The organism is uncultured Shewanella sp. (assembly GCF_947497935.1).
Lineage (GTDB): Bacteria > Pseudomonadota > Gammaproteobacteria > Enterobacterales > Shewanellaceae > Shewanella.
Genome location: NZ_CANMIO010000008.1, coordinates 118505 through 140217, shown reverse-complemented (window position 1 = coordinate 140217; position 21713 = coordinate 118505). Strand labels below are relative to the sequence as shown.

General features: G+C 45.4%; 12 protein-coding genes. All 12 read right to left on the bottom strand.

Going from position 1 to position 21713, the window contains the following annotated elements; all coding sequences use genetic code 11:
• On the bottom strand, positions 1-1161 hold the full coding sequence (locus tag Q1A86_RS11555) for a sugar diacid recognition domain-containing protein (RefSeq protein WP_299806650.1): 1161 nt from the start codon (positions 1159-1161) through the stop codon (positions 1-3).
• 182 nt (positions 1162-1343) lie between these two features.
• The gene (locus Q1A86_RS11550; protein ID WP_299806648.1) at positions 1344-1970 is read right to left on the bottom strand and encodes a uracil-DNA glycosylase family protein; all 627 of its coding nucleotides are present in this window, start codon (positions 1968-1970) and stop codon (positions 1344-1346) included.
• Between the two features lie 31 nt (positions 1971-2001).
• The gene (locus Q1A86_RS11545) at positions 2002-2580 is read right to left on the bottom strand and encodes a hypothetical protein (RefSeq protein ID WP_299806646.1); all 579 of its coding nucleotides are present in this window, start codon (positions 2578-2580) and stop codon (positions 2002-2004) included.
• A gap of 529 nt (positions 2581-3109) precedes the next feature.
• Positions 3110-5209 carry an MtrB/PioB family decaheme-associated outer membrane protein gene (locus Q1A86_RS11540; protein ID WP_299806644.1) on the bottom strand — a complete coding sequence of 700 codons (2100 nt, stop codon included), beginning with the start codon at positions 5207-5209 and terminating at the stop codon, positions 3110-3112.
• A gap of 13 nt (positions 5210-5222) precedes the next feature.
• Positions 5223-6209 (bottom strand): DmsE family decaheme c-type cytochrome, encoded by a 987-nt coding sequence (locus Q1A86_RS11535; RefSeq protein ID WP_299806642.1) that lies wholly within the window; start codon positions 6207-6209, stop codon positions 5223-5225.
• A 116-nt stretch (positions 6210-6325) separates the two neighbouring features.
• The gene (locus Q1A86_RS11530; RefSeq protein WP_299806640.1) at positions 6326-8344 is read right to left on the bottom strand and encodes an OmcA/MtrC family decaheme c-type cytochrome; all 2019 of its coding nucleotides are present in this window, start codon (positions 8342-8344) and stop codon (positions 6326-6328) included.
• Between the two features lie 354 nt (positions 8345-8698).
• Complete coding sequence (locus Q1A86_RS11525; protein WP_299806638.1) at positions 8699-10903, bottom strand: OmcA/MtrC family decaheme c-type cytochrome; 2205 nt, start codon at positions 10901-10903, stop codon at positions 8699-8701.
• Positions 10904-11369: 466 nt separating this feature from the next.
• The gene (locus Q1A86_RS11520; protein ID WP_299806636.1) at positions 11370-13652 is read right to left on the bottom strand and encodes a hypothetical protein; all 2283 of its coding nucleotides are present in this window, start codon (positions 13650-13652) and stop codon (positions 11370-11372) included.
• Between the two features lie 503 nt (positions 13653-14155).
• A complete protein-coding gene (locus Q1A86_RS11515) occupies positions 14156-16309 on the bottom strand; it encodes an OmcA/MtrC family decaheme c-type cytochrome (protein WP_299806634.1) in 2154 nt (717 codons plus the stop codon).
• A gap of 114 nt (positions 16310-16423) precedes the next feature.
• On the bottom strand, positions 16424-18337 hold the full coding sequence (locus tag Q1A86_RS11510; RefSeq protein ID WP_299806632.1) for an OmcA/MtrC family decaheme c-type cytochrome: 1914 nt from the start codon (positions 18335-18337) through the stop codon (positions 16424-16426).
• Between the two features lie 100 nt (positions 18338-18437).
• Positions 18438-20558, bottom strand: a complete 2121-nt coding sequence (locus tag Q1A86_RS11505; RefSeq protein ID WP_299806630.1) for an MtrB/PioB family decaheme-associated outer membrane protein — start codon at positions 20556-20558, stop codon at positions 18438-18440.
• A gap of 15 nt (positions 20559-20573) precedes the next feature.
• Positions 20574-21533 (bottom strand): DmsE family decaheme c-type cytochrome, encoded by a 960-nt coding sequence (locus Q1A86_RS11500; RefSeq protein WP_299806760.1) that lies wholly within the window; start codon positions 21531-21533, stop codon positions 20574-20576.
• Positions 21534-21713 lie beyond the last annotated feature (180 nt).

The following is a 21713-nucleotide window of genomic DNA, read 5'->3' as shown; positions in this document are numbered from 1 at the left end:
TTATCTGATATCAGCCTTGTCTAACATGAGTTGACCGATATACAGCTGCAATAATCCGTCGAGTTGATTGATATTCGCGCCGGTGATCTGTTGGATCCTATCGAGTCGATAGCGTAGCGTATTTCGGTGAATAAAGAGCACATTAGCACATTGCTGTAGATCGCCAAAATGTTGCAGATAAGCGGTCAGTGTTTTTACTAACTGACCATTTTTATCGGCACTAAGAAGAGCTTGATAGGGACACAATAACTCCTTGCCTCGCCAGCTATCTTTTAACGCCGACAGCAATACCAGCAGTGAGTAGTCCTCGTATAGGTATTTACTCTGCTGGGGATGGAGCTGTTGGCCGATAGCTAAGGTTTCTAGTGCGGTTTGGTAGGAACGGTTAATCTCTTGTGGATCTGAGAAAAAGTGGCCTAATGAGATTTTTAAACGGCTATTAAGCTCTTTGGGAAGCCGTATGAGTAGCTGATCGATACGTTCACTCTCAAGATTAGGATCCCAGGACTTCCCATCGAGAAAGGCTGGTTTTAGGATGACCAATTGCGTCATTGACGCCATGGCGACTAAGTTGCCTCGCGAGGGATTTTCGAGCAGGTGCATAACTTGCTTCAACATCGAGTTAGCCGTGGTTTCTTCCTCGTCGGCTTGAACCTGAATAACGGCAACAACACGCGGCGCGTCGAGATCAATATTAAGCTGAGAAGCCCAGTTACGCTGGTGGGAAGTAAAGGAACCCTCAGATTTAATTAACTCGATAATCAATTCTTCTTTTTGGCGATACTGCCATTGGGCTTGCTCTAGGGTATTGGCCTGCTCAACGATAATTTCGGCGGTCATCTTAAGTAATTCACCATAACTGCGAAGCTTTTCAGGTTCTCCTGTGATGCCGATAACGCCGATGACCTTGCCTTTATAATGTAAAGGCAGATTGATACCCGGTTTAACACCTTGCAGCGTACCTGTGCTGTGAGAGCTTATTTCAACGGTACGCTTTTGACTGATCGCAAGCAGTGCACCTTCGTGTATGGCGCCAATGCGGTGAGACTCTCCTGAGCCCAAAATTACCCCATGATTATTCATCACATTGATGTTATGACCGATGATTTTCATGGTGCGATTGACAATTTGCCGTGCTAAAGAGCCATCTAGAAAGTACACGTTGAGCCTCACTAACGATTAAACCTGATGAATAGATAATTGTAATTAAGAGCTGTATTTAAGAGCTGTAATTCAGTGTTTAAATTCGGTTATTTTACTTAGAGTGACGATACAGTGCCGCAAAGTTCTGACATCTGTCATGACTTTATTGGCTAATTGTGAGCTCGATGCGTAATGAGTGCTTATCCTTGCTCCTGCTTTATTAGCCTTGCAACGCGTAATTGCAGCAGGGGAATGATCTCATTTTCAAACTCAGGGTTTCGCTTAAGCCAAATATTATTTCTCGGGCTTGGATGGGGCATGACTAAGGTGTTTGGCCACAGTGACTGCCAGTTAGCGACAGAATCAGTGACGCTGACTTTTTGATTCAAGTGCCACTCAATAGCGTATTTACCGACTAACAATATGAGTTCGATATTGGGCAATTGGTTAAGTACTTGCTGGCGCCATTTTTTTGCACATTCAGGGCGGGGCGGTTTATCGCCGCTTTGTTTATCACCGCTGTGTTTATCGGTAGCGCTATAACTACCGGGGTAACAAAATCCCATAGGGACGATGGCGAATAGCTGTGGATTATAGAACTGTTCACGAGTGACCCCAAGCCAAGTGCGCAGCCTTTCACCGCTTGCGTCATCGAAGGGGCGCCCCTTGTGATGTGTTTTTTTTCCAGGCGCTTGGCCAGCAATTAAGATCTTAGCCCCAATCCCAAGCTGAACAATGGGTTTAGCCCCAAGAGGTAGATACTCGGAGCAGATTTGGCATTGAGCAATCTCTGCTTGGAGTTGAATTAACTGATGTTCATTAGGCATAGGGCTACGGGTTAGCTATTTCTGCAGGGCGTTAGCTGTATTGTAGGATTTGGTAAGCCCAATAGCCTAAATAGCCATAAGCCGTTACAAGGGTCGCAATACTTAGGAATTTCACTTTGATATCGGCCTGGCTGATTAGCGCAACATGAGCGCAGGCAATGGCGAATATGGCTAGAGGCGCGATGTAATAGGCTGCGATTAATAGCGCAATAGCGGCTAGCGCGATAATCAGTGCAGTGTGTTTCCCCGGGGCTTTTGTGGCAGATAGATTGAGTTGAAGCGGCAGTAAACTCAGGCCAATGCTGACAATGATAACACCGATATTCATCGAAATAGCACCCGCAGTATCGAAGTAAATCAATGCAATAAACAGCGCTATAATGGCCGGAATGACAGCAATGAGAGAGTGCATCTTGGCAAAGTTGCGGCTATGGTATTTACCCGTGAAGAAAAACAGTCCATTAAGCAGCAAGTTGAATAAGCTAAAACCACCTAGCATGATGGCGAGCAATAAAACATTGGTGGTGTCAGATGCCATGGCAAGGGCAGGTAAAGGGACAACAAAGGCTGACATTAATAGCGCTTTATAAGCAGTAGTTGAACGAGTCATGTAAGTACTTTAGATGAAGATGATTGATATTAAGATCTCCTAAAGCAGGCATAAGTTCAACATAAATGCAGGTTAAGTCCGTTTTTAATCCGAGTTTTTATCTCTGCGGTGATCAAGCTCACTTAATTGCTTGGGATGTTTAGGTCGAGTCGTAACTCTATAGTTTCTGCAATAGCTAAGCAGTAGCAGGGCAAAAGCGGCTATCTATGAAAGGCAGAAACGTCAAGCATGAAGAAAAAGCGGCTCACCACAAAGGACACGAAGAAAGGTAACAGTTCAGGCTTTAAGCTTTACCTTCGTGTTCTTTGTGAAAGCGTAGCGCTTCGTGGTCGATAAGCCCTTAAATAAAAGCCAAAACGATGCACCACGGCGATTATAGGCAATAAAAAACCCGCATTTAGCGGGTTTTTTTTGCGTTAACTAAAACTATTTACTACAAACGGTAGCTCACGCTAAGCATAATCAAATGTGCATTGCTAGATCATAGGGTTGGCTGTTGCTGCCCTATAATCTAGTCAACTTGGCATTACTATAGACGGTAGCTCATGCTTAGCATGATTAGATGTGCATTATAGTCGTGGCTGTTGTTGCCAAAACTTAATACATTCCAAATACCATCTGGGGCAATATCATTAGCTGCATCATTGTCTTTATAGTTTTCCATCTTATAGTCTAAGCGCAGATCCATCTTCTCTGTGGCTTTGTATAAGGCGTAAACATTGACGTTATGCACTTTAGCGTAGTAATCACCGTAGTCGCCAGTAATGCCCTGAGTTACCTGGGTATTACTGTTTGAGTCTGAGTAAGTGTAATCAACACCTAGACGAAGCTTTTGCTCCATTAGGTTGTTGTAGCTAAAGCCAGCGCCTAGTACGTCGACTTGATCTTCAACTGTACCGTACCAATTTGGAGCACCTAGGTTTGTGCTACCCGCTTGCTCTGAATCGATGTTTTGACGGTTGTAGAAAGCTGTCACAGTCATGTCATCAGTGATGAGGTAACTCACACTCGCGTCATAACTCATATCTTTCGATTCAGTTAGGCCGATTTGTGTTTCGTTATAATCATCAAGTGCATAACGAGCGCCAAAATCTAGCGTTAAGCTATCTATTGGGCTGTGAGTTACACGAGCTTCAATTTGGGTACGGTTTCTATCGGCAAGGTTGTACTTGCGTAGCAGATCGTTTTGCTCACTCGATGTCCACTCAGACGCCTGGTAAGTAGAGCCATCACGTTGGCCGTAGCTACCCTTGATCCACATGTTCCAGTTAGCAAAAGCGCTTAACTGATACTTAGCCCATAAGGTACTTTCGTCAGTGGTTTCACGGTCTGAATAGCTACGCTCATCCTTACGGTAATCATAGCCACCTTCAAGCTTATGGCCGCGAGCTAGACGATAGTCAGCACCTAGCTTAGCCTTGTGAGTGGTAATGTCGTATGGCGTGTTGTAAGCCGCTTGACCCGTTGTTGAGTCGATTGAAATTTGTGTCCACTCTTCAACATTGGTCTTGTTATCACGGTCGCTATAGTCATAGCTTGCGTTTAAACGTAGTTGACGGTTAATGCGAGACACAATCTTAAAGGTAGCGCCTTGAGTATCGACTCGGCCATCTAATGATTCAGTTGGCATTTGATAGCCATAACCTGATGTGCTGAAGTCTTGATCTTGGGTCATCTGGCCGAAATAGACTCGACCATTCATGATAGTGCGGCCTGCCACATACTGACCTAGAACAGAAACGGTATGCGCTTCGTTATCAGGGTCTAGTGACATATAACCAGTGGTTTGTGCACCAAAGGTTGGGCTGAACGCATTGTCATAAGACAGTTCGCTGTACTCATTCTTAAAGATAGAGCCGTTATAGTTAACTGCTGTGTACCAATTATCACCAGCAAAACGAACGCCTGCCTCAACGGTGTCAGTAGTGTAATCAACTGGCTCAGCAAGCATCATTGATTGGTTGTAGAAACTACCTGACGCTTGTTTAAGACCTGTTTTATCTTCACGTTGATAATTAACGTAAGTGCTCCACAGTGTCTCTGCCTGGTACTCAAAACCTAAGCCTGCACGTTTACGCTTAAGCGAAAGCTCAAGTGGATTAAGGCTTGAATACAAGTTGGTCATGTCTTGTGTGCTGCCGCCATGAACCCAATCACCCGGTAGGGTAAGGTCATCGCCACCAATACCTTGGTAAGGGCTCATTGCCTTATCGGTTTTGTAGGTAGCAATTTGACGGTAGTTTAGGTTCAAGTTGTATTGACCCGCTTTACCTGCATTGATCTCGGCGCGGCTGTTTTCCATGCCTAGATTGTCAGCTTCGATAGTCGCTTGGTAGCCATGCTCGCCAGTGTATTTCACATCGGCGTCAACTTTACCGGCAAAGCCATCTTCGGTAGCGAAGGCATTTGCTGAACGAATATCATCGCTGTCGCTATAACCTGCACCAATACCGACAGTACCCGATACACCTTTTTCGACTTTACAGTTTTTACAAACCCACTTGTCGAATTTTACTTTTTCAGTGTTCGCATTTTGAATGCCATAACCATCAGCAGCGATAGCTGCGCCAGACATCATTCCGGCATTAGTTAGCAAAGCGAGCGTGACTAAATTTAATTTGAATTTCATCTTCTCGTCTCCCTTAGCGCTGCAGTAGCTTGCCAGATGGATGGTTTGAACCATGGATCTGGTTATGACAGTTCAGACAGCTACGGCCACCAGTCATGGCGTTACCGCCAACTGTAGAACCTTGCTCTGTGTTGCCAAACAGTGCCTGACCGCTATGCGCAGAAGAGTGACATTGCTGACAAAGCTGAGGAGCACGAGTCTTAAGCATGCCTTCATTTACGCTGCCGTGTGGGTTGTGGCATGTCACACAGTCTTCAGTAACGGGTGCATGCTCCCACAGTTTTGGGCCGCGCTTCTCCGCATGGCATGAGTAGCAAGTTTCGTTAACGCTAGGCTTAACCAAGTCGGCTTCGCTCATTGTGCCGTGTGGATTATGACAATCACTACACACCATTTGCGCCCACTTCATTGGGTGGCTAGAACGCTTGTTCATATCAGCTTTTTGCTGAGTATGACAGCTAGTACACACTTCCATTTCAGTGTTCTTTGAAAGCACTGGATCTTTAGCTGTATGCACTGAGTGACAAGAAGCACAAGCTACATCTGCATTGTCATGGTGACCACCATTCCAATCCATACGCTGGTCATCTTTATGACAGCTCATACAAACACTGTTTTGTAGCTCTGGCGACAGCGTTGACTCTGGACCAAAAGCGATCATCGGCTCGTTACCGCCGCGGTTATGTTTACCCATAGGGCCGTGACACGCTTCACATTGAAGGCCAGCCATTGGGCTCTTGCTTGAGTCAACTGAACCGTGAACGCCTTTGAATAGGTCCATCACTTTTTCAGACTTGCGGTGACACATAAGGCAAGAGTCAGCACCTTTTGGTGAGTACTTACCTTCAGCAAACTTCTGATCTAGCGTGGCTTCGACTTCATCAGGCGTCATCTTAGCGTCCCACTTAGAAGCCGTAGCTGTTTGGGCAAAACCAAGAGACAGTACCGCCGACGCCATTAAGGCTGGTAGTAAAGTTTTTAATTTTTTTGTGATCTTCATAATAGCTTCCTAAACTTGCACATTTTTGAAGAGAAAGTGGGGGAGAGGCCTCCCCCCTATTTCAACACTCTTTAACTCAAGCTGTTATAACTTGAGTTAGATAAGAGTTGCGCAAATTACATCTTCACAGAAGTGTGATCGTCTGCAGTTGGCTTGTGGCAGTAGAAACACGTTTCTAGCTGCGCTGCATCGCTTACTGCTTGCTTGTCAAAGTCGTTAACAATAGCGCCTTGGCCTTCGACGTGAGCCGCAAATTTAGCTTCTGACTCAGGGCTATATACGTGACATGACATACAGGTTGCTGCGATAGGTGTTGTGTAAGCACCGCCAGCTGTAGCTAGAGCACCTTTTTGCTTGAATGCATCAAGGTTTAGGTCGTTATGACACTGGTCACAAGTCATGCCTGTGATAACTGCGTGATCACCAGCGCTATGAACTTTATGAAGCTTCAGTTCAAGAGCACCCATGTTTGCGCCGCCGGCGTAAGTGCCGTCTGGAGTATGACAAGCCACACAGCCATCAACTCCAACAACTGTCTTACCGTCAACGATTTGAGCTAATTGCTCGCTCATTACAAAGCCTGGGTGGTGAGTGCCTTTGTGGATTTCAAAAGTATCACCGTGACAGCTAACACACGTGTCAAAGTTCACAGAGTCAACATGGCGCATGCTCGGCGCTTCGCCAGAGAATGTTGCGAAAGCAAGATCAGCTTTCATGCCTGTGTAGTATGCGTCTAGTAGGTAACCATCTTCATCTAAGTTGCCTTCAACAGCCACTTTGTCACAATCAACGAACTCACCATTTTCAGAACACATAGATAGGCCAGAGAATGTGAATGCAGTGTCTGCATCGTCCGCGCCAAATGTTAATGCTTTAGTGGTGTATACAATGTTGCCTTCTGCATCAATTGTTGCAGCAGCGTCAAGCTTGCCGTTAAGTACTAGGTTAAGGCTATCTTTACCGTAGTAACCAAGTTTAACGTTATTTGGACCGACGTTAGTTGTCGCTTCAACACGTTGTAGCATAGGCAGTAGAGTGGTTGCATTAACCGCTTCGCCATTAGCGTCGATTAGTGAAACTGTTACTGTTGCTGTCTTATCTTGATTTACAACTAAAGCAGTGTTCATGCCGTAAGTGTCAATAAGTGCTTTAGTTTGTGTAAAGCCTTCAGTGTGGATCTCTTCAGTCCAGCTCGCGTTATGACATGCGATACAGTTAGAGTTATCTGCTTGCTGAGAGTGGCCTTGGCCAGCTTGGAAGTCGATATTGGTGTGACAGCTAGTACAGGTTTCCATGGTTGGAACGCTTGACCAGTTGCCCCATTCAGTTAGCTCATCGCTGCCTTCAGTTGGTGCTACGTGACAGGTTGTACAATTGTCTTGAACTATACCGTTTGCTGTTTCAGCACTCTTGTCCATGTTTCTACCGTACATCTTGGCATCGTTATGTACGTTATGGATTAAGTGGTTATACGCAACTTGTGGTTTGCCTTTTTCATCGGCCATCTCTTGTGTATGACAAGCAGCACATGTTTCTGAAGTGGTATAGCCGTGGTAAATTTTCTTACCTTCAGCATGGCATGAGTTACAGCTTGCAGTTGCTACGACATCTTTAGTGTATGTCGCTTCGTAGCCTTCCCCTGAGAAGTCTTGTGACAGCTCAGTACGAGGTACAGTTGTTTCGCCATCGGCTAGTGTTGAAGCACTCGCAATGACGTTATAACGTTGAGTTAGCTCAGAGTTGTAACCTTCTACTGGAATGGTAAAGCTATAGTTACCATTCTTTTGGTCAACAAATTCTTTTTGTGAGCCAATGTACTGCCATTCTGCACTGTTACCCGCACCCGTAGCGCCTTGTGGGATAAGTTGCACAACTTTCTTCACTTCAAGCGCAGTTAAACCTACAACAGGTAGGTCTTCTTCGTTTGTCGCAAATACATTGATTGTCGGAACGCCATCGGCGTAAGTGACGTCGGTCACTTTTAGATTAAGCGTGTTGATGTAATCGGCAGCTGGACCACCTGGGTTGCCAGGATTACCGTCGTTACCATCGTCGCCACCACAGCCTGTAAGGGCCATAGAGACAGCACCTGCTGCTAGAAGCAGCGCAATTTTAGATTTGTTAGTATTCATCATTTTTTCCCTGCATAGGTTTGGCACTGTCTTAAACGTGTGGTTCGATTTAGCGATACCGACTGTAATTTTTTAATTGCCGCTTAAGTCAATGCTGGAAATAAGATTCCCCAATGAAAGGCTAACGTAATGTAGGGCTAAAATCTGCATAACAGGTGCTAAGATGTGACCTAGATCTGCCTATTTCTAAAGAGGTATGAAGGGGGGCGGGGGAACTGGCTAAAAGTTGAAAATTTTGAACTTATATGCGTGATAAGTGTAATAAAAGTTTTCAGAGCTGGTTGTGAATTCTTTCTATTAAAAAGGGAGGCTAAGCCTCCCATTTGGGTACTAGAATCTAACTAAAGGAGTAACAGCTTAGTGGCTGCTGCCCCAGTTTGAGTGAGCGTCTAGTATTGCTGCATCTTTATGGCAAGTCGCACAAGTCTCTTGTACATCTAATGCTTCGTACTCAGAGGCTGGGATGCCTAGTGTTGATAGAGATGCACCTTCTTGAACTAGGATACCGCCCATTGACTGAATGTGTGAAGCTGCAGAGCTATCTAGCGCATATGGCGCTTGGTGACAGCTTACACAAGCGGCAGTTTGTGGAGAAACAACAAGTTGCTCACCCCAAATAGTCTTGCCTTCAGCGTCTGTACCTAGGTTCTCTTTACCAAATGCAACAGGAGCTGCGTCGCCATTAATGTGGCTTAGAGAGAAACCATCTTCACCGTGACACGCCTGACACTCAGCTTTCTTGAAGAACATGTCTCCGCCGCTGTCATACAAGTAGTGCTTGCTATGAACGATATAAGCTAGGTTAGATGAGCCAGTACCTTTCTTGTCGCGAGTCCCGTTATGACAAGATGCACAGCCATCCATATCGTTGCTGAAGCGGTGCTTGATGTCGGTAGTGTGACATTGCTGACAATCTGTCATAGCAGCGTGCTGTACACGTGGTGACTCTTCAACTTTAGCGCCATCTACTGCAAAGTAGAACGTATCAGATACGGCATATGGGCCAGAGTTAGAGACTGCGATAGGATTACCTTGGTCATCAACTTCAGTTACAGTACAGTCTGCAACAGCGCCTTTACCGTCAAAACAAACGTGTAGTTGGCTGCTTAGTGCGGCTTTAACACCTTCAGTTTCCATCACTTCTGCAACTTTATAGTTTGCGTCAGTAAAGGTCACATCGATAGAGCCTTCAGCGCCGGCTGCAAACTTGTCGTAACCTACTTTCTGGTAGTTAACAACGAAGTCATCATCGACAACACCGTTGAATACGATTGCGCTGGTGTATCCGCCATACTTGTATGGAGTTGGATCAATTTGTGCAAGCGTAACCGTGGTGTCACCGTTAGTAACAGTCATGTTAGCAACAACTGTCTTAGACGCTGCATCATAGCTCATGCTGTTAAAGGTAACTTTAGTTACAGCTGCTTGTGCATTGTCGTTTTCAGCATAGTGACCACGCTCTGCACCACGGTAACCGTCAGGATCGTTGTGGCAGCTTACACAGTTCTTTTTGCTGTCTTGAATCTGGTTATTTTCGCTGTCCCAGTGCCAGCTTGGTACTGCGTATGGGCTGTTGTGACAGTTCATACAAGTCGCAGTGTCGATATCGCCTTTCCAAGCATCTGCCATGGCTAGGTTTTCGTCAGGTTGGTGACAAGTTAAGCAGTTTGAAGCCGATTGTGGGTAGATACCGTTATAGTAAGAGTGGCTGTGAATATCGTGAGCCATACCCTTGATTGAACCATCGAACTGGTATGGTTCGCCAACAGCGTTACCGTCTTCATCTTTGTCTTGCTTCATGTAAGTGTTGTAGTCAGCATGACAGAAAGTACAAGATTCAAGAGTAACGTGTTTGCCACCGTGCATCGATAGTGCACCATCTTGACCTAGACGGTGACAAGATTGACATGTTTCATTGGCGATTACAGCTTTTGGTTGTTCTTGAGCTGTATCAGAACTTGGCTGCCAGTAGAAGAAACTATTATCAACTAGTGTAGAACCTGCATCGTTTGCAGACTTAACGCCTAAATAAAGGCCGTTAGTCGCTTCTGCGTCAAAGGCATATTTTTCAAGGGTATCAACAGCTTTGTTTAGTACTAGTGTGTAGGTACCGTCACCATTATCAGTCAAGCAGTCTTCGCAGTTTTTACCTTGGAAGTATGATGAGCCTGTGTAGTGGCCTTCACCTTTATCTTTGTTGAAGTAGCTCAACCAGATTTCGCGTGGTGAGCCTTCAATATCAGTAGTGCCGACTTCGTCTTCGTTGCCCATACGGCCGAAAGAAACCGCTCCAATATCTTTGTTTTGTAAACCAAAGACTGCAGCGCCGTTAGCGTCAGCTAGATTGAAGTTTACCGTTAGAAAGCCATCTTCACTTACACTTGCTGAAGTGATGTCAGCTTTTACTTGCGATACTTGACCGATAGCCTTGCCAACTGGACCTGGCTTACCATCTTCACCATTTTTGCCATCATCACCGCTACAACCAGTCATTGCTAGTGATAGCAATCCGGCTGTAAGCAATGCTTTTGAAGCAGCGCTTAGATTAAATTTGTTCATCATTTTATGTCCCTGCAATAGTTTTTAATCATCACTAACTGCAGGTCTTTTATGAGAATTATTCTCACCTAGCTGCAATTAGTGTGTGGAATTTTATTTCCAACACTAAGGCTAACTAAGACAAGGATATTTAGCAGGTGTTTTAGCCCCTTTATGTGATTAAGGTCAGACTATTTCTTTAGGGGTAGTTAGAAAAGGGGCTTTTTAGGGCTATTTTAATTATCGATTAAGAATCGCTCTCATATAAATAACTACTTGTTGGTTAAATGTTACCTCTGAGTGTGCGGAGCTGTTTTTATTTAAGTGATTGTGAAAAAAGGTGTATGCAGCGAAGTCGGCGGAGATTTGTTGACAATTTAGTTGGCTTTTCTTGTGCATAAAAAAAGACGAGGAATGTAATTCTTCGTCTTTTGTTCTGCTTGTATTACCCGCCACTAGCTATGGCGGTTTTCTACCCATTTTGGCTAGATTAGTTGAGCATATGACCATCTGCTATATTTTCTGCGCTATGGCAGGTGATACAGCTTTCATTAGCCAGTTGTGCATTTTCATATGTATCGGCTACGACACCGCCCATATTTTCTATATGAGATTTTGCTGAGCTGCTTTGCTCACTACTCATATAGCTTTCTGACACATGGCATGACGCACATGCACCGGCTTGAGGGCTAGAGAAAGTTTCATCTTTTCGGTTCCAACGCATTGGCGTTGAGCGAGCATTGTCTAAGCTGTAGTTGTTGTCATCGTGACAGGCGCTACAGTTCTTAGTATCAACGAGAGATTGTACATCTTCACGGCCATGGGCTTTACCAAAAGTACCATGCACACGGACTATCATACTGTTGTAATCGCCCGCTTCATGACACTGGGCACAGGTATGAAGGTCTGCATTACGATAGTGCGGTGCGCCGCGACGTACAACCATGTCGTTGTTATGACAGCTTGTGCAGTTATCGTAACTTACAGCACTTGAGCGTTCTGCGCCTTGCGAACCATCAAGCTTTAAAAACTCAGTTTTTGCAGCGTTAGCACTTAAAATACCAGAGCAGTTTCCTTCTGAATCTAGCTCAACCAAAGTAGATTCTTTATTCTTGAAACATGCACTGAAGCTTGCTGATAAGGCAAGATCTGCCCCGTTATTTATGGCATCTGCTAGGGCTGCTAGTGTATAGCTTGTGCCTGTTGCATTGATGATGACACTAAAGCTTCCATCTGCATTTGGGGTCACTGTTGCACTAGGACGCGATGCAAGGAAAGCATCTGGCTGCGCTGCATCTACAGCGTTAGCATATACAGAAACTCTTGGTGTATGAACACTTGTAACTGCTTGCTCGCCCATCATTAGGTTTACAGTGAAGCTAAGTTCTGACGTATCTGTATTCCAGACTATGTTGCTGTATTGAGTTTCAATGAGTTTACCTGCTTCAATCGCAGATTCACGACTATCTTTATCATGACCTGCAAAGTGACGGAAGGCTCCGCCGCGAGTGTTGCCATCGTTTGAGGTATGGCAATCGATACAACCCACGTATGAAACTCCCGTCTCGTCCGTTGTTGTACGTCCACCGTAGTGATAATCACCGTGACAAGATTGGCAGCTATCTGCATCCATATCTGCAAACCAGTCTAGTGCATGTACTGTGACACCTTCAGGCAGTGTTTCTTCTGTTTCAGTGTATGGTACGTGACAGCTTTCACAGCTTGCAGTAACAGCAGGGTAGTTAAGAGGTTTTAAAGGATTACCATCTTCATCAACTTGTGCTGCTCGGTCATATTTGTAACCAAAAACAGGGTTCTTTGCGGCATTTCCGATAACGGTGCCAAATTTGGCCATGTCGCGGCGGTCAGTTTCCGTAGCGCCTGTATGGATTGCGTGAGCTAAACCTTTAATGGAACCATCAATAGTAAAGTTGATCTCATTACCTTCGTCATCAGTACCAACACCAGCGTACTGTGTATAGTCGGTATGACAGAAAAGACAGCCGTCTGCAGTATTGCCGTAGTTACCATGGCGGATATGCTCTTGACCAACGTGACAGCTTGTACAAGTTTGGTTTTCTAACACCGACTTTGGCGAGCTAACTGCACGCTCAGTAGCTGGCTCCCAGTAATAAGCTTCAACATTTTTAACTTTGTTAGCGCCAGCGCCATAAGTCATCAAGTAGATGCCTTGGACTTGTGTGGCGTCATAGCCGTAATCTAAACCTTGTGTATTAATGACTTCAGACGCGGTAATTCGATATTTACCAGCGCCAAGGTATTCTAGGCACTGCTCGTCTTCTGGACAGTTACGGTTTGGACGCCAGTTGTCAGTACCAGTGATTAACTCATCTTTTGATTTATTACGGTAAGATAACCAAATATCACGCTCTCCATCTCCACGAGAGTCTACTGTGACAGTATTACCGTCTGAGTCGACAATATCATAGGGTTGGAATGCTTCAGCGCGCGTACCCATACGGCCAAAACTAAGGCGTAGTGGGTCTGTTAGTTCCTCTAAGCCGGTAACAGCGACTCCGTTGAGGTTAGTGAGGTTAAATTCAACGGTAAGAGTACCGTTTGCATTGTCATAACTTGCGAGATCAACTTCAGTTTTGACTGCGGTGACACTATCAATATGTACTGCAATTTCACCTGGTTTACCGTCTTCGCCATCTTTGCCGTCGCTGCCACAACCAACAAGGGCGAACGAGAGAGCACCGATACCGATTGCTGACTTTACAGCTGTTGCTAGTTTAATTCGATTCATCATTTTATTCCCTGCATAGTTTTTATTTGCTGTGAGGTTTTTACCTCTTTAAGCATGAGGGGGGCCTCAACACGATCTTACCCAAAAGAGGTAGTCATCTTTTAGGTGAAAAGGTTAAATGTGAGCTGAATCCTCAGTAGAGGCTTTGATTGTTGATGAATGTTAAACCACCTTAAAAACAGTGAGTTAAGTCGAATCTATTGTAGGGTTTAAGTTTGTATTAATTTTGAGCCGCTTAAACTTAATGTAAGCTTAAAATTCGTGCGAGTTTTGGATGCTAATTTGATTTGCATCAAAAATAACGGTTGGTTTTGGCCGCCGTAATTAACCTTAGTGTTACATATGAGGCCGAGAGATGTTGCCCGCTTCTTGCGCAGTGTTTGTAACGTGTTGGTAAAGGTTGTCTGTAATGTTAAATAAATCTATTAACAGTGATTTGATTGAAATTGGCACAATAAAAAAGGAGGCTTTAGCCTCCTTTTATTCATCGTCTGGCAACGGGATAATTAGTTGCCGTGGATCTCCATTAACTGCGCTGGGTTATGACAGGTTGAGCAGGCTTCTGCTGCTCGAGTTCTCACATCATCAGCATCCATACCATCAAGGATCCCGCCGTTAGCAACGATATGGTTGGCTCCCGAGTCGCTTAAGTACTTCTGGTGACAACTTAGGCAAGCTCCCGCATCAGAAGATACCCAAAGACCCGCTTGTTCCTTGGTTTCAAGGTTTGGATAGTTCCATACTCTATCTGTTGCGCGACCAAGCTGAATACCATCCTCTGTATGGCATGTGGTGCAGTCAGTTTTTAGTACTGTTCCTGACTGAACACCAGCATACTTGAGGTAATGTCCTTCAGCTTCGTGTGCTTTGTATGCGTAGCTTGTTGCCTTATCATATTCACCAGATCCTCTAACGGATTCTTTAGTTGGCTTATCTGATGTATGACAGGTTTGGCAGTTATACCCATTATTGTAATGGTAGTTTTCCTGATTGTGACAACTTTGGCACTTAGCGGCGTCGATAATAGAGCGACGCATCGCAGCCTGCATTGTGTCATCGACACCAGTGCCTGACCAAACAAATTGGTAAGGCGCTTCTTTGACGGCTACTGAGCGTGTTCTATCAGAGCACTCTGTCATCTTGATCTCTGATACCGCGTATCCGCCGTTATTAAAGCAAACTTCAACTGCAGACCATAATTCGAAGGTCTTGCCCGTCGCGTCAGCAGGCATGTCGAAGGTAGTACCTGTTATGGTGAACGTTTTGCTAGCTGCATCATAGCTGCCATCTGATAACTTAAATCGGCGTTGGCTGTATGAAGCGTCACTATATGCAGGGAAGTCCTTATTGGTATCCCAAGCCACGACAACACGGGTTCCCGTTTCGATAAACTCAGAGCCGATTGCATCGCCGCTACTATCTTGGATTTGTACGTCAAACATCAACTTGCCATTAGCATCTAGTGCGACATTGCTGAACATAACTCCCATGGCTTCTGCGTCAACATATGCCTTTAACACATCACCGTGACGCTTTTCTGCACTACCAGTTCCAGGGTAAGTATCGGTTGAGTTATGGCATGCCATACAGTTTGTGCTGCTATGGTTTTGTGATGGTTTATTAGTGTGGCAAGCAACACAAGCTGTGTTACTTAGCTCAGCTTTGAACAGGTCTGCATTCGCAGGAGCACCTTCACCTTCGACATGACAAGAGGCACAATTAGCAGCAGGCTTTTGCGGGAACATCACCTTACCGTAATCATGTAAGCTACCACCGTAACCTACAATTTTGTATGGTGCTGGCACCATACCATCCGGTGTACTGGTTTCTCTATCTTGACCTTTATGGATCGCGTGGATCATATAGGTAAAATCGACACTGTTGCCACTTTCTGGATCGCCAGAGGTTGAGGTATGGCAGCTTGCACAGTTTTCAAGCGCGATACGTCGACCGCCGTGAAGCTCAAGGCTTTCTGGTTGGTGGCAGGTATAACAGGTCTCTATGGTTACTACGTTACGGGTTTGAATATCGGTTGTTGCACCTGTAGAGGGCTGCCAGTCATGGTAGGCGTTTGCAGTGGCTTGTGGCAGTTTTAATTCCATTGTTGCTCTATGGGTGTTCTCTTCACCATAGACGATAGTCAGCGGCTCAGTGACATTAGCGATGTTCTGCTGGAAAGTATAAGAATAGCTACCGTCACCATTATCCACTAGACAGTCTTCGCAAGCACTTGCAGCTTCAACATTAGCTTGATATTGCGGCGATGGGTCAAGTCCACTTGGATCGTCCGGCAGGCTACCCGGTTCTTTAAGTACGTTGATATAGGCTTGCCATTGATAACCTCTATCGTATTCGACATCCTCGATAGTTTCGCTGACTTTAGCGAGTTGGGCGATACCAAAGCGCAAGTCATAGTCTTTATCTAGGCCTAATACAGCAACGCCATTTGCATTTTCTAGATTGAAGTTTACGGTAACAGTTCCATCAGTAACTGTCGCTTCTGTGAATTGCGCCTGGACGCTAGTGGCTGAATCGATACCGACTCCAACTACACCGTCAGCTCCGTCGGCGCCGTCGTTACCATCGCTACAACCAAATAGTAGGGCCGAGGCGGTGAGAGCCATTAAACTCATTTTTAAGTGTTTAATTTTTCTATCCATAATTTTGCGTTCCATAGTTTTGTAATTAGCTTTGTCACTAATTATTTGCGTCACAAATCGTCTCTCATCACAAAATGTATAGGCCTAAAATTTAACTTTTAGGCCTACAACTTTTTATTTTATTGGGTGAACCTTTAACACATCGACCGCTGCGCCTTGTCCATGACAGGTTGCGCAGCTTTCTGTTCCTGCTGTGGCATCGGCTTCAGTGCCTTTAAATACCCCACCTTGCTGGGTCATATGGGCAATCGCCGAGTCTCCTAGATGACATGCACTACAGATAGCGGAAGTGGCACTGGTGAAGCTGCCATCATTAAAGGCAAGAGGCTGCACGGCACTGTTAAGAGGGAGCGCTGCAGTTAATATCCCGGCCTCATCACTCGTATGGCACTGCGCACAGTTCCCTATATTGCCGGGGTAATTGATATCGGGATAACTCTCTCTCGAGCCTGCATGTAGTGTGTGTGCTAGATGCTTATAGTCGGCTGTCGAAGCTGCAGGGTTTTCAGCGGTCGCATCCGCGACCATATTGCGGTTGTGACAAACCTGGCATTGACCTTCAAGATCGTTACGTGAACCATGATAATTTAGCTGTTGATCGCCATGACAACTGCCACAGGTCTCGTTGGTGACGACAACTCTACGACCAAGCTCAGTTATAGTCGTGGCGCTAAAGAATTGATGGCTAGACTTTATCGTGGTTGTGGAATCCGTATCAGCGCAGTCGGCTAACATTGATTCGGTGCTGCAAAGCTTACCTTGGAGGGCGAGAGTGCCTTTATCGCTTGCCGGATCTGCACTTAAGGTGAGTCCTGCAATTTGATAATGATAGACTCCATTACTGCCTGATATTGGCGTTGTATCCTGCAGTTTTATCGATTTGGCGCTTCGGGTGGTGTAATCCACACTAATGCCAAAGTTGGCGTATACGCGAAGGTCGTTGACAAAATTAAGCTTGTCGGCACTGTCACTATAAACTTCGTTAGTTGTTGGGTTTGACAGTCTTACCGCGAAATTAACCGTATCGCCGTTAAGCTCGGCACTGACAACTTCTGCGTTAAACTGGCCAAGTACTGCATCAGTGTCTACTTGGCTGTGAGCGCTCATGGTCCAATCTGGGTTATGACAAGCAACGCAGTTACTGTTGTCAACTTGAGCTGGATGACCTTGACCCGCAGGGAAGTCGATATTTGTATGGCAGCTGCCACAGGCTTCCATTGTGGGGACTCGGGCCCAGTTCATATTTTCAGTGAGAGCCTCATCGGCAACGTGACAAGTTTGGCAATCGGCAAGTGATACCGGAAATCCTGTTAGGTGTTTGGTGTGAACCATAGGGGCAAACACGTTGCCGGGGTTACTGACTTTATCTTCATTGTGACAAGTGACACAGGTTTCGACTTCATTGTACTTACTGCCGTGAAAAGCAAGGTCATTATGACAGGTGTTACAGGTGCTCATTTCGATGAGATTGCGAGTGTAGGTTGGCTCACTGCCTTTATCCTGCCAATCAAAGTGTTGATTAGTGACAGGTAGAGCTGTGCCGTCGGCTAAACTATCTCCGCCAACTTTTATCACCACACGCTGAGTGGCTCCTTGCATATAGCTAATGTCATTCATACCATCGAAAGCACCGCTAAATGTGTAGCTGTACTTACCATTTTTATGGTCGATAAACTCGCCATCACAGCTACTTGAGCAGGACTCAGAGGTAAAGTATTGCCACTGGCTCGCATTGCCGGCATTGGTATAGCCTTGTGGGAGAAGCTGCGCCGCAATAAAGGTGGCTGATGGAATACCGACAACGGGTTCGTCGCTTTCATTGGTAATACGGTAATTCACCGTTGCAACACCTGATTCAAATAACACTTCATTTATCGCAATGTTAAGACTGTTTATGTCACTTGCTGGTGGACCGCCTGGCTCGCCAGGATTACCTGCTTGACCATCGTCTCCGCCACAGCCTGCCAACATAGCTATTAACGCAAGTGGAATCGTTTTTGCTGCTAGTGATTGAGTGACTCGTTTCATATTGATGTCCTTGAATTCCTTTTTATTGACTTGGCTCTTGCTCGTAGCTAGCTCAAGGCTATATTGCTAGTTGCTTATGGCTAGCATTGCTAGCTCAGGGCTATAGTTCGTAGCTAAATGTTAGGCCAACATAATGAGCACTATAATTGTGGCTAAGATCGCCAAACGTTAAGACGTTAGGGATTGAGTCGACCGTTAATCCTTGGTTTAGCCAATCAGAATCTTTATAGTTTTCAAATATCCAATCAAAACGTAATGCCATTTTTTCACCAAGCTGATACTTGGCGAAAGCATTGATGTTGTGTTTTTCGGCAAAGTAGTCGCCATAGGGAGAAGTTAACCCTTGGATGATCTCGGTATCGCTCTGGCCATCGGAGTAGCTGTAATCCAATCCCAGATCCAGCTTCTTATCTAAAAGCTGTAAGTAATCAAAACCGATGCCGACTAAGGTTGAGGTTTCATCGGTATTGGCATACCAATTTGGTAGACTAAAATTGTTGCTACCAGCCTGTTCACTGTCACGCCAATCTTGATTGAGGTAAGCATTGACACTGAAATCATCACTGAAAAGGTAGTTAGCCGAAATGTCGTATCCCTGAGTATCGACTTTGGTGAGGCCGACCAAAGTATCGTCATAGTCGTCACTACTGACATGAACATTGGCACTGGCCGACAACGCCGATGCCGGGTTGTAGTTAACGCTGAGGCGATACTCTTGGCGTTCTCTGTCTGCAAGGTACGACTTTCTTAAATAAGGATTACTTAGACTAGATGTCGAACTGACGGCTTTATATTCACTGCCGGTTCTATCTTTATAGTCGGCCTTAAACCAGGCGGACCAAGAAGGAGAGATGATATAATTCAACTTGGCGAAGAGCCCGTTCTGCTTTAGGGAGTCACGGTCTAAATCGCTAAAGTCGTTGTGATCATATTGATAGCCCGCATCAAGATAGATGTCGCGGTTGAAGCGATACTTCGCAGCAAGCTTGGCTAGCTGCTTGGTTCTGTCATACTCAGGGTTAATCGCTGTTCCTGAGAAATAGCTATCAGTTATTACTTGAGGGTAGGATTGCTGAGTTGTTTTGTTGTCTCTATCAGAATAATCATAACTGGCTCTAATACTCAGACCTTTGGCTAGGCGGCTCGAGTATTTGAGCTTCATATCAGTGGTATCGACCTTGCCATCAAGGTTTGTCGCTGGCAGAGCGGGGCTAGGACCGTTGATAGTGGCAGGTAAGAAGGCATCATCTTGAGTGAAGCTCGCGACACCTAAATACATCAGCACTTGATGACCATTGCCACTGAGCTGTGCATTAGCGCCGATACGGTAAGCCTTATTGTCAGGTGATACAGCGCTTTGCCCCGTATAGGCTGCGCCAAATGTAGGGCTAAACGCGTTTTGCCAAGCTATTGAATCATGATCGTTTTGATACTGGCTGAAGCTTGAGTCTATGCCAACGAGCCAACCTTTACCGTTGAAGTAAATTTTGGCCCCTAGCTCGTCAGTGCTGTCATCTATGGGTTGGGCTAGCATGGCACTGTTGGTGAGGAAGTTTCCAGAAAATGCGCGCTTGCCTTCTCTCTCTTCGTGCTGGAAGTTGATATCGGCTTGGTAAAAGTCACCTTTATATACAGCATCGACTAAGAAGCGATCTCTTTGGGTCTTTAGTTCAATATCTTTTATATCATCGAGTAACGTCGGCATCTGCGATGTTACAGTGCCAGTCTGCCAGTTTGCAGGAAGCTGTAGATTGTCACCGCTATTGATATAAGGCGTGAGTGCGGAGTTACTATCGAAGCTAGCTAATCCTCTATACCCCAGCGCAATCTGATATTGCCCAGGGCGGCCTGTTTCGACTCTGGCGCTACCAGTATCATAACCTAGCTTGTCCGCCGTAAAACTGGTTTGATAGCCAGATTCTGATTTGTTGACGAGATCTGCTTCAAAATGTCCAACTGCACCATCCGTATCTATTCCTGTGACATTACCGAAGTTTATATCTGTTGCTTCATTATAGGCTGCACCTATGCCAATACTGCCTTTCAAACCAGATTCAATCGTGCAGCGTTTACACTCCCATTTGCTAGTGTCCGCTTTTTCTCGGTTGGCACTTTGCAAACCATAGCCATCGGCAAAAGCAGGCGAGATGCTGGCACTAATCGCAAGCGCGAGTATAGATAGTTGCTGACCTGTGTTGATATTTTTGTTTATTCCAAACATAACGGCCACTCCTTGTTAGCGCTGTAGTAGCTTGCCAGATGGATGATTAGAACCATGGACTTGCGAATGACAGTTCATGCAACTCTGTCCGGCATTAAAAGCGTTAGGCTTACCACCAAATATCGCATTTGAGGTGTGACCGACCGATGAGTGACATTGCTGACAGAGCATGGGGGGCTTATTGTTTAACATCGCCTCATTTACGCTACCATGGGGGTTGTGGCAAGTTGCGCAGTTCTCTGTGACGGGGGCATGCTCCCAAAGCTTTGGACCGCGTTTTTCTGCATGGCATGAATAACAGTTCTCGTTAACGCTCATCTGTTTTAGGTTGGCATCAGCCAAGCTGCCGTGGGCATTATGGCAATCACTACATACCATTTGTTGCCATTTTAAGGGATGAGAAGAACGTTTATTGATATCGGCTTTTTGCTGTGTATGGCAGCTAGTACAGACCTCTACCTCAGTACTCTTGTCCGAGATAGGATCATGACCCGTATGGACTTGGTGACAGTCAGCGCAGCTCACATCGGCATTGTCATGATGATTGCCTTCCCAAGCCATGCGCTTGTCATCGTTATGGCAGCTCATACAAACACTGTTTTGTTTTTCTGCGGGGACGGGAGAGTCAGAACCGAATGTGATCATAGGTTCTTTACCACCGCGGTTATGTTTTCCTTGAGGGCCATGACAAGCTTCACATTGAAGATCGGCCATCGGTGAGCCTTGCACATCACTACCATGCACACCGTCAAAAAGTTCCATCACTTTAGGGCTCTTTCGGTGGCACATTAAACAGGAGTCAGCCCCCTTAGAAGAGTATTGTCCTTCTGCGAACTTCTTATCTAATATCGCTTCTACCTCTGTAGGATCCTGATTATCCCAAGGAGCCGCTATAGCATTGAAGCTGCAGCTGATTAAGGTAAGCAATATCAGTTGCACAAACTTGCCCGCGAACCATCCCATGTTCTCGCTCATCATTTACTCCACTCGCCTTTAGAAACGATATTTTAATTATGTATAACCGCTAAACTGTATATTAGTAATTTAGTAAATTACTAACATCGAATAATAGAACAGGTCTGTGACAATTCCATAACATTTTTGAGGGTTTATTTGATGAGTAGACTGATTGCTAAAGGATTTACAGCCTTTATG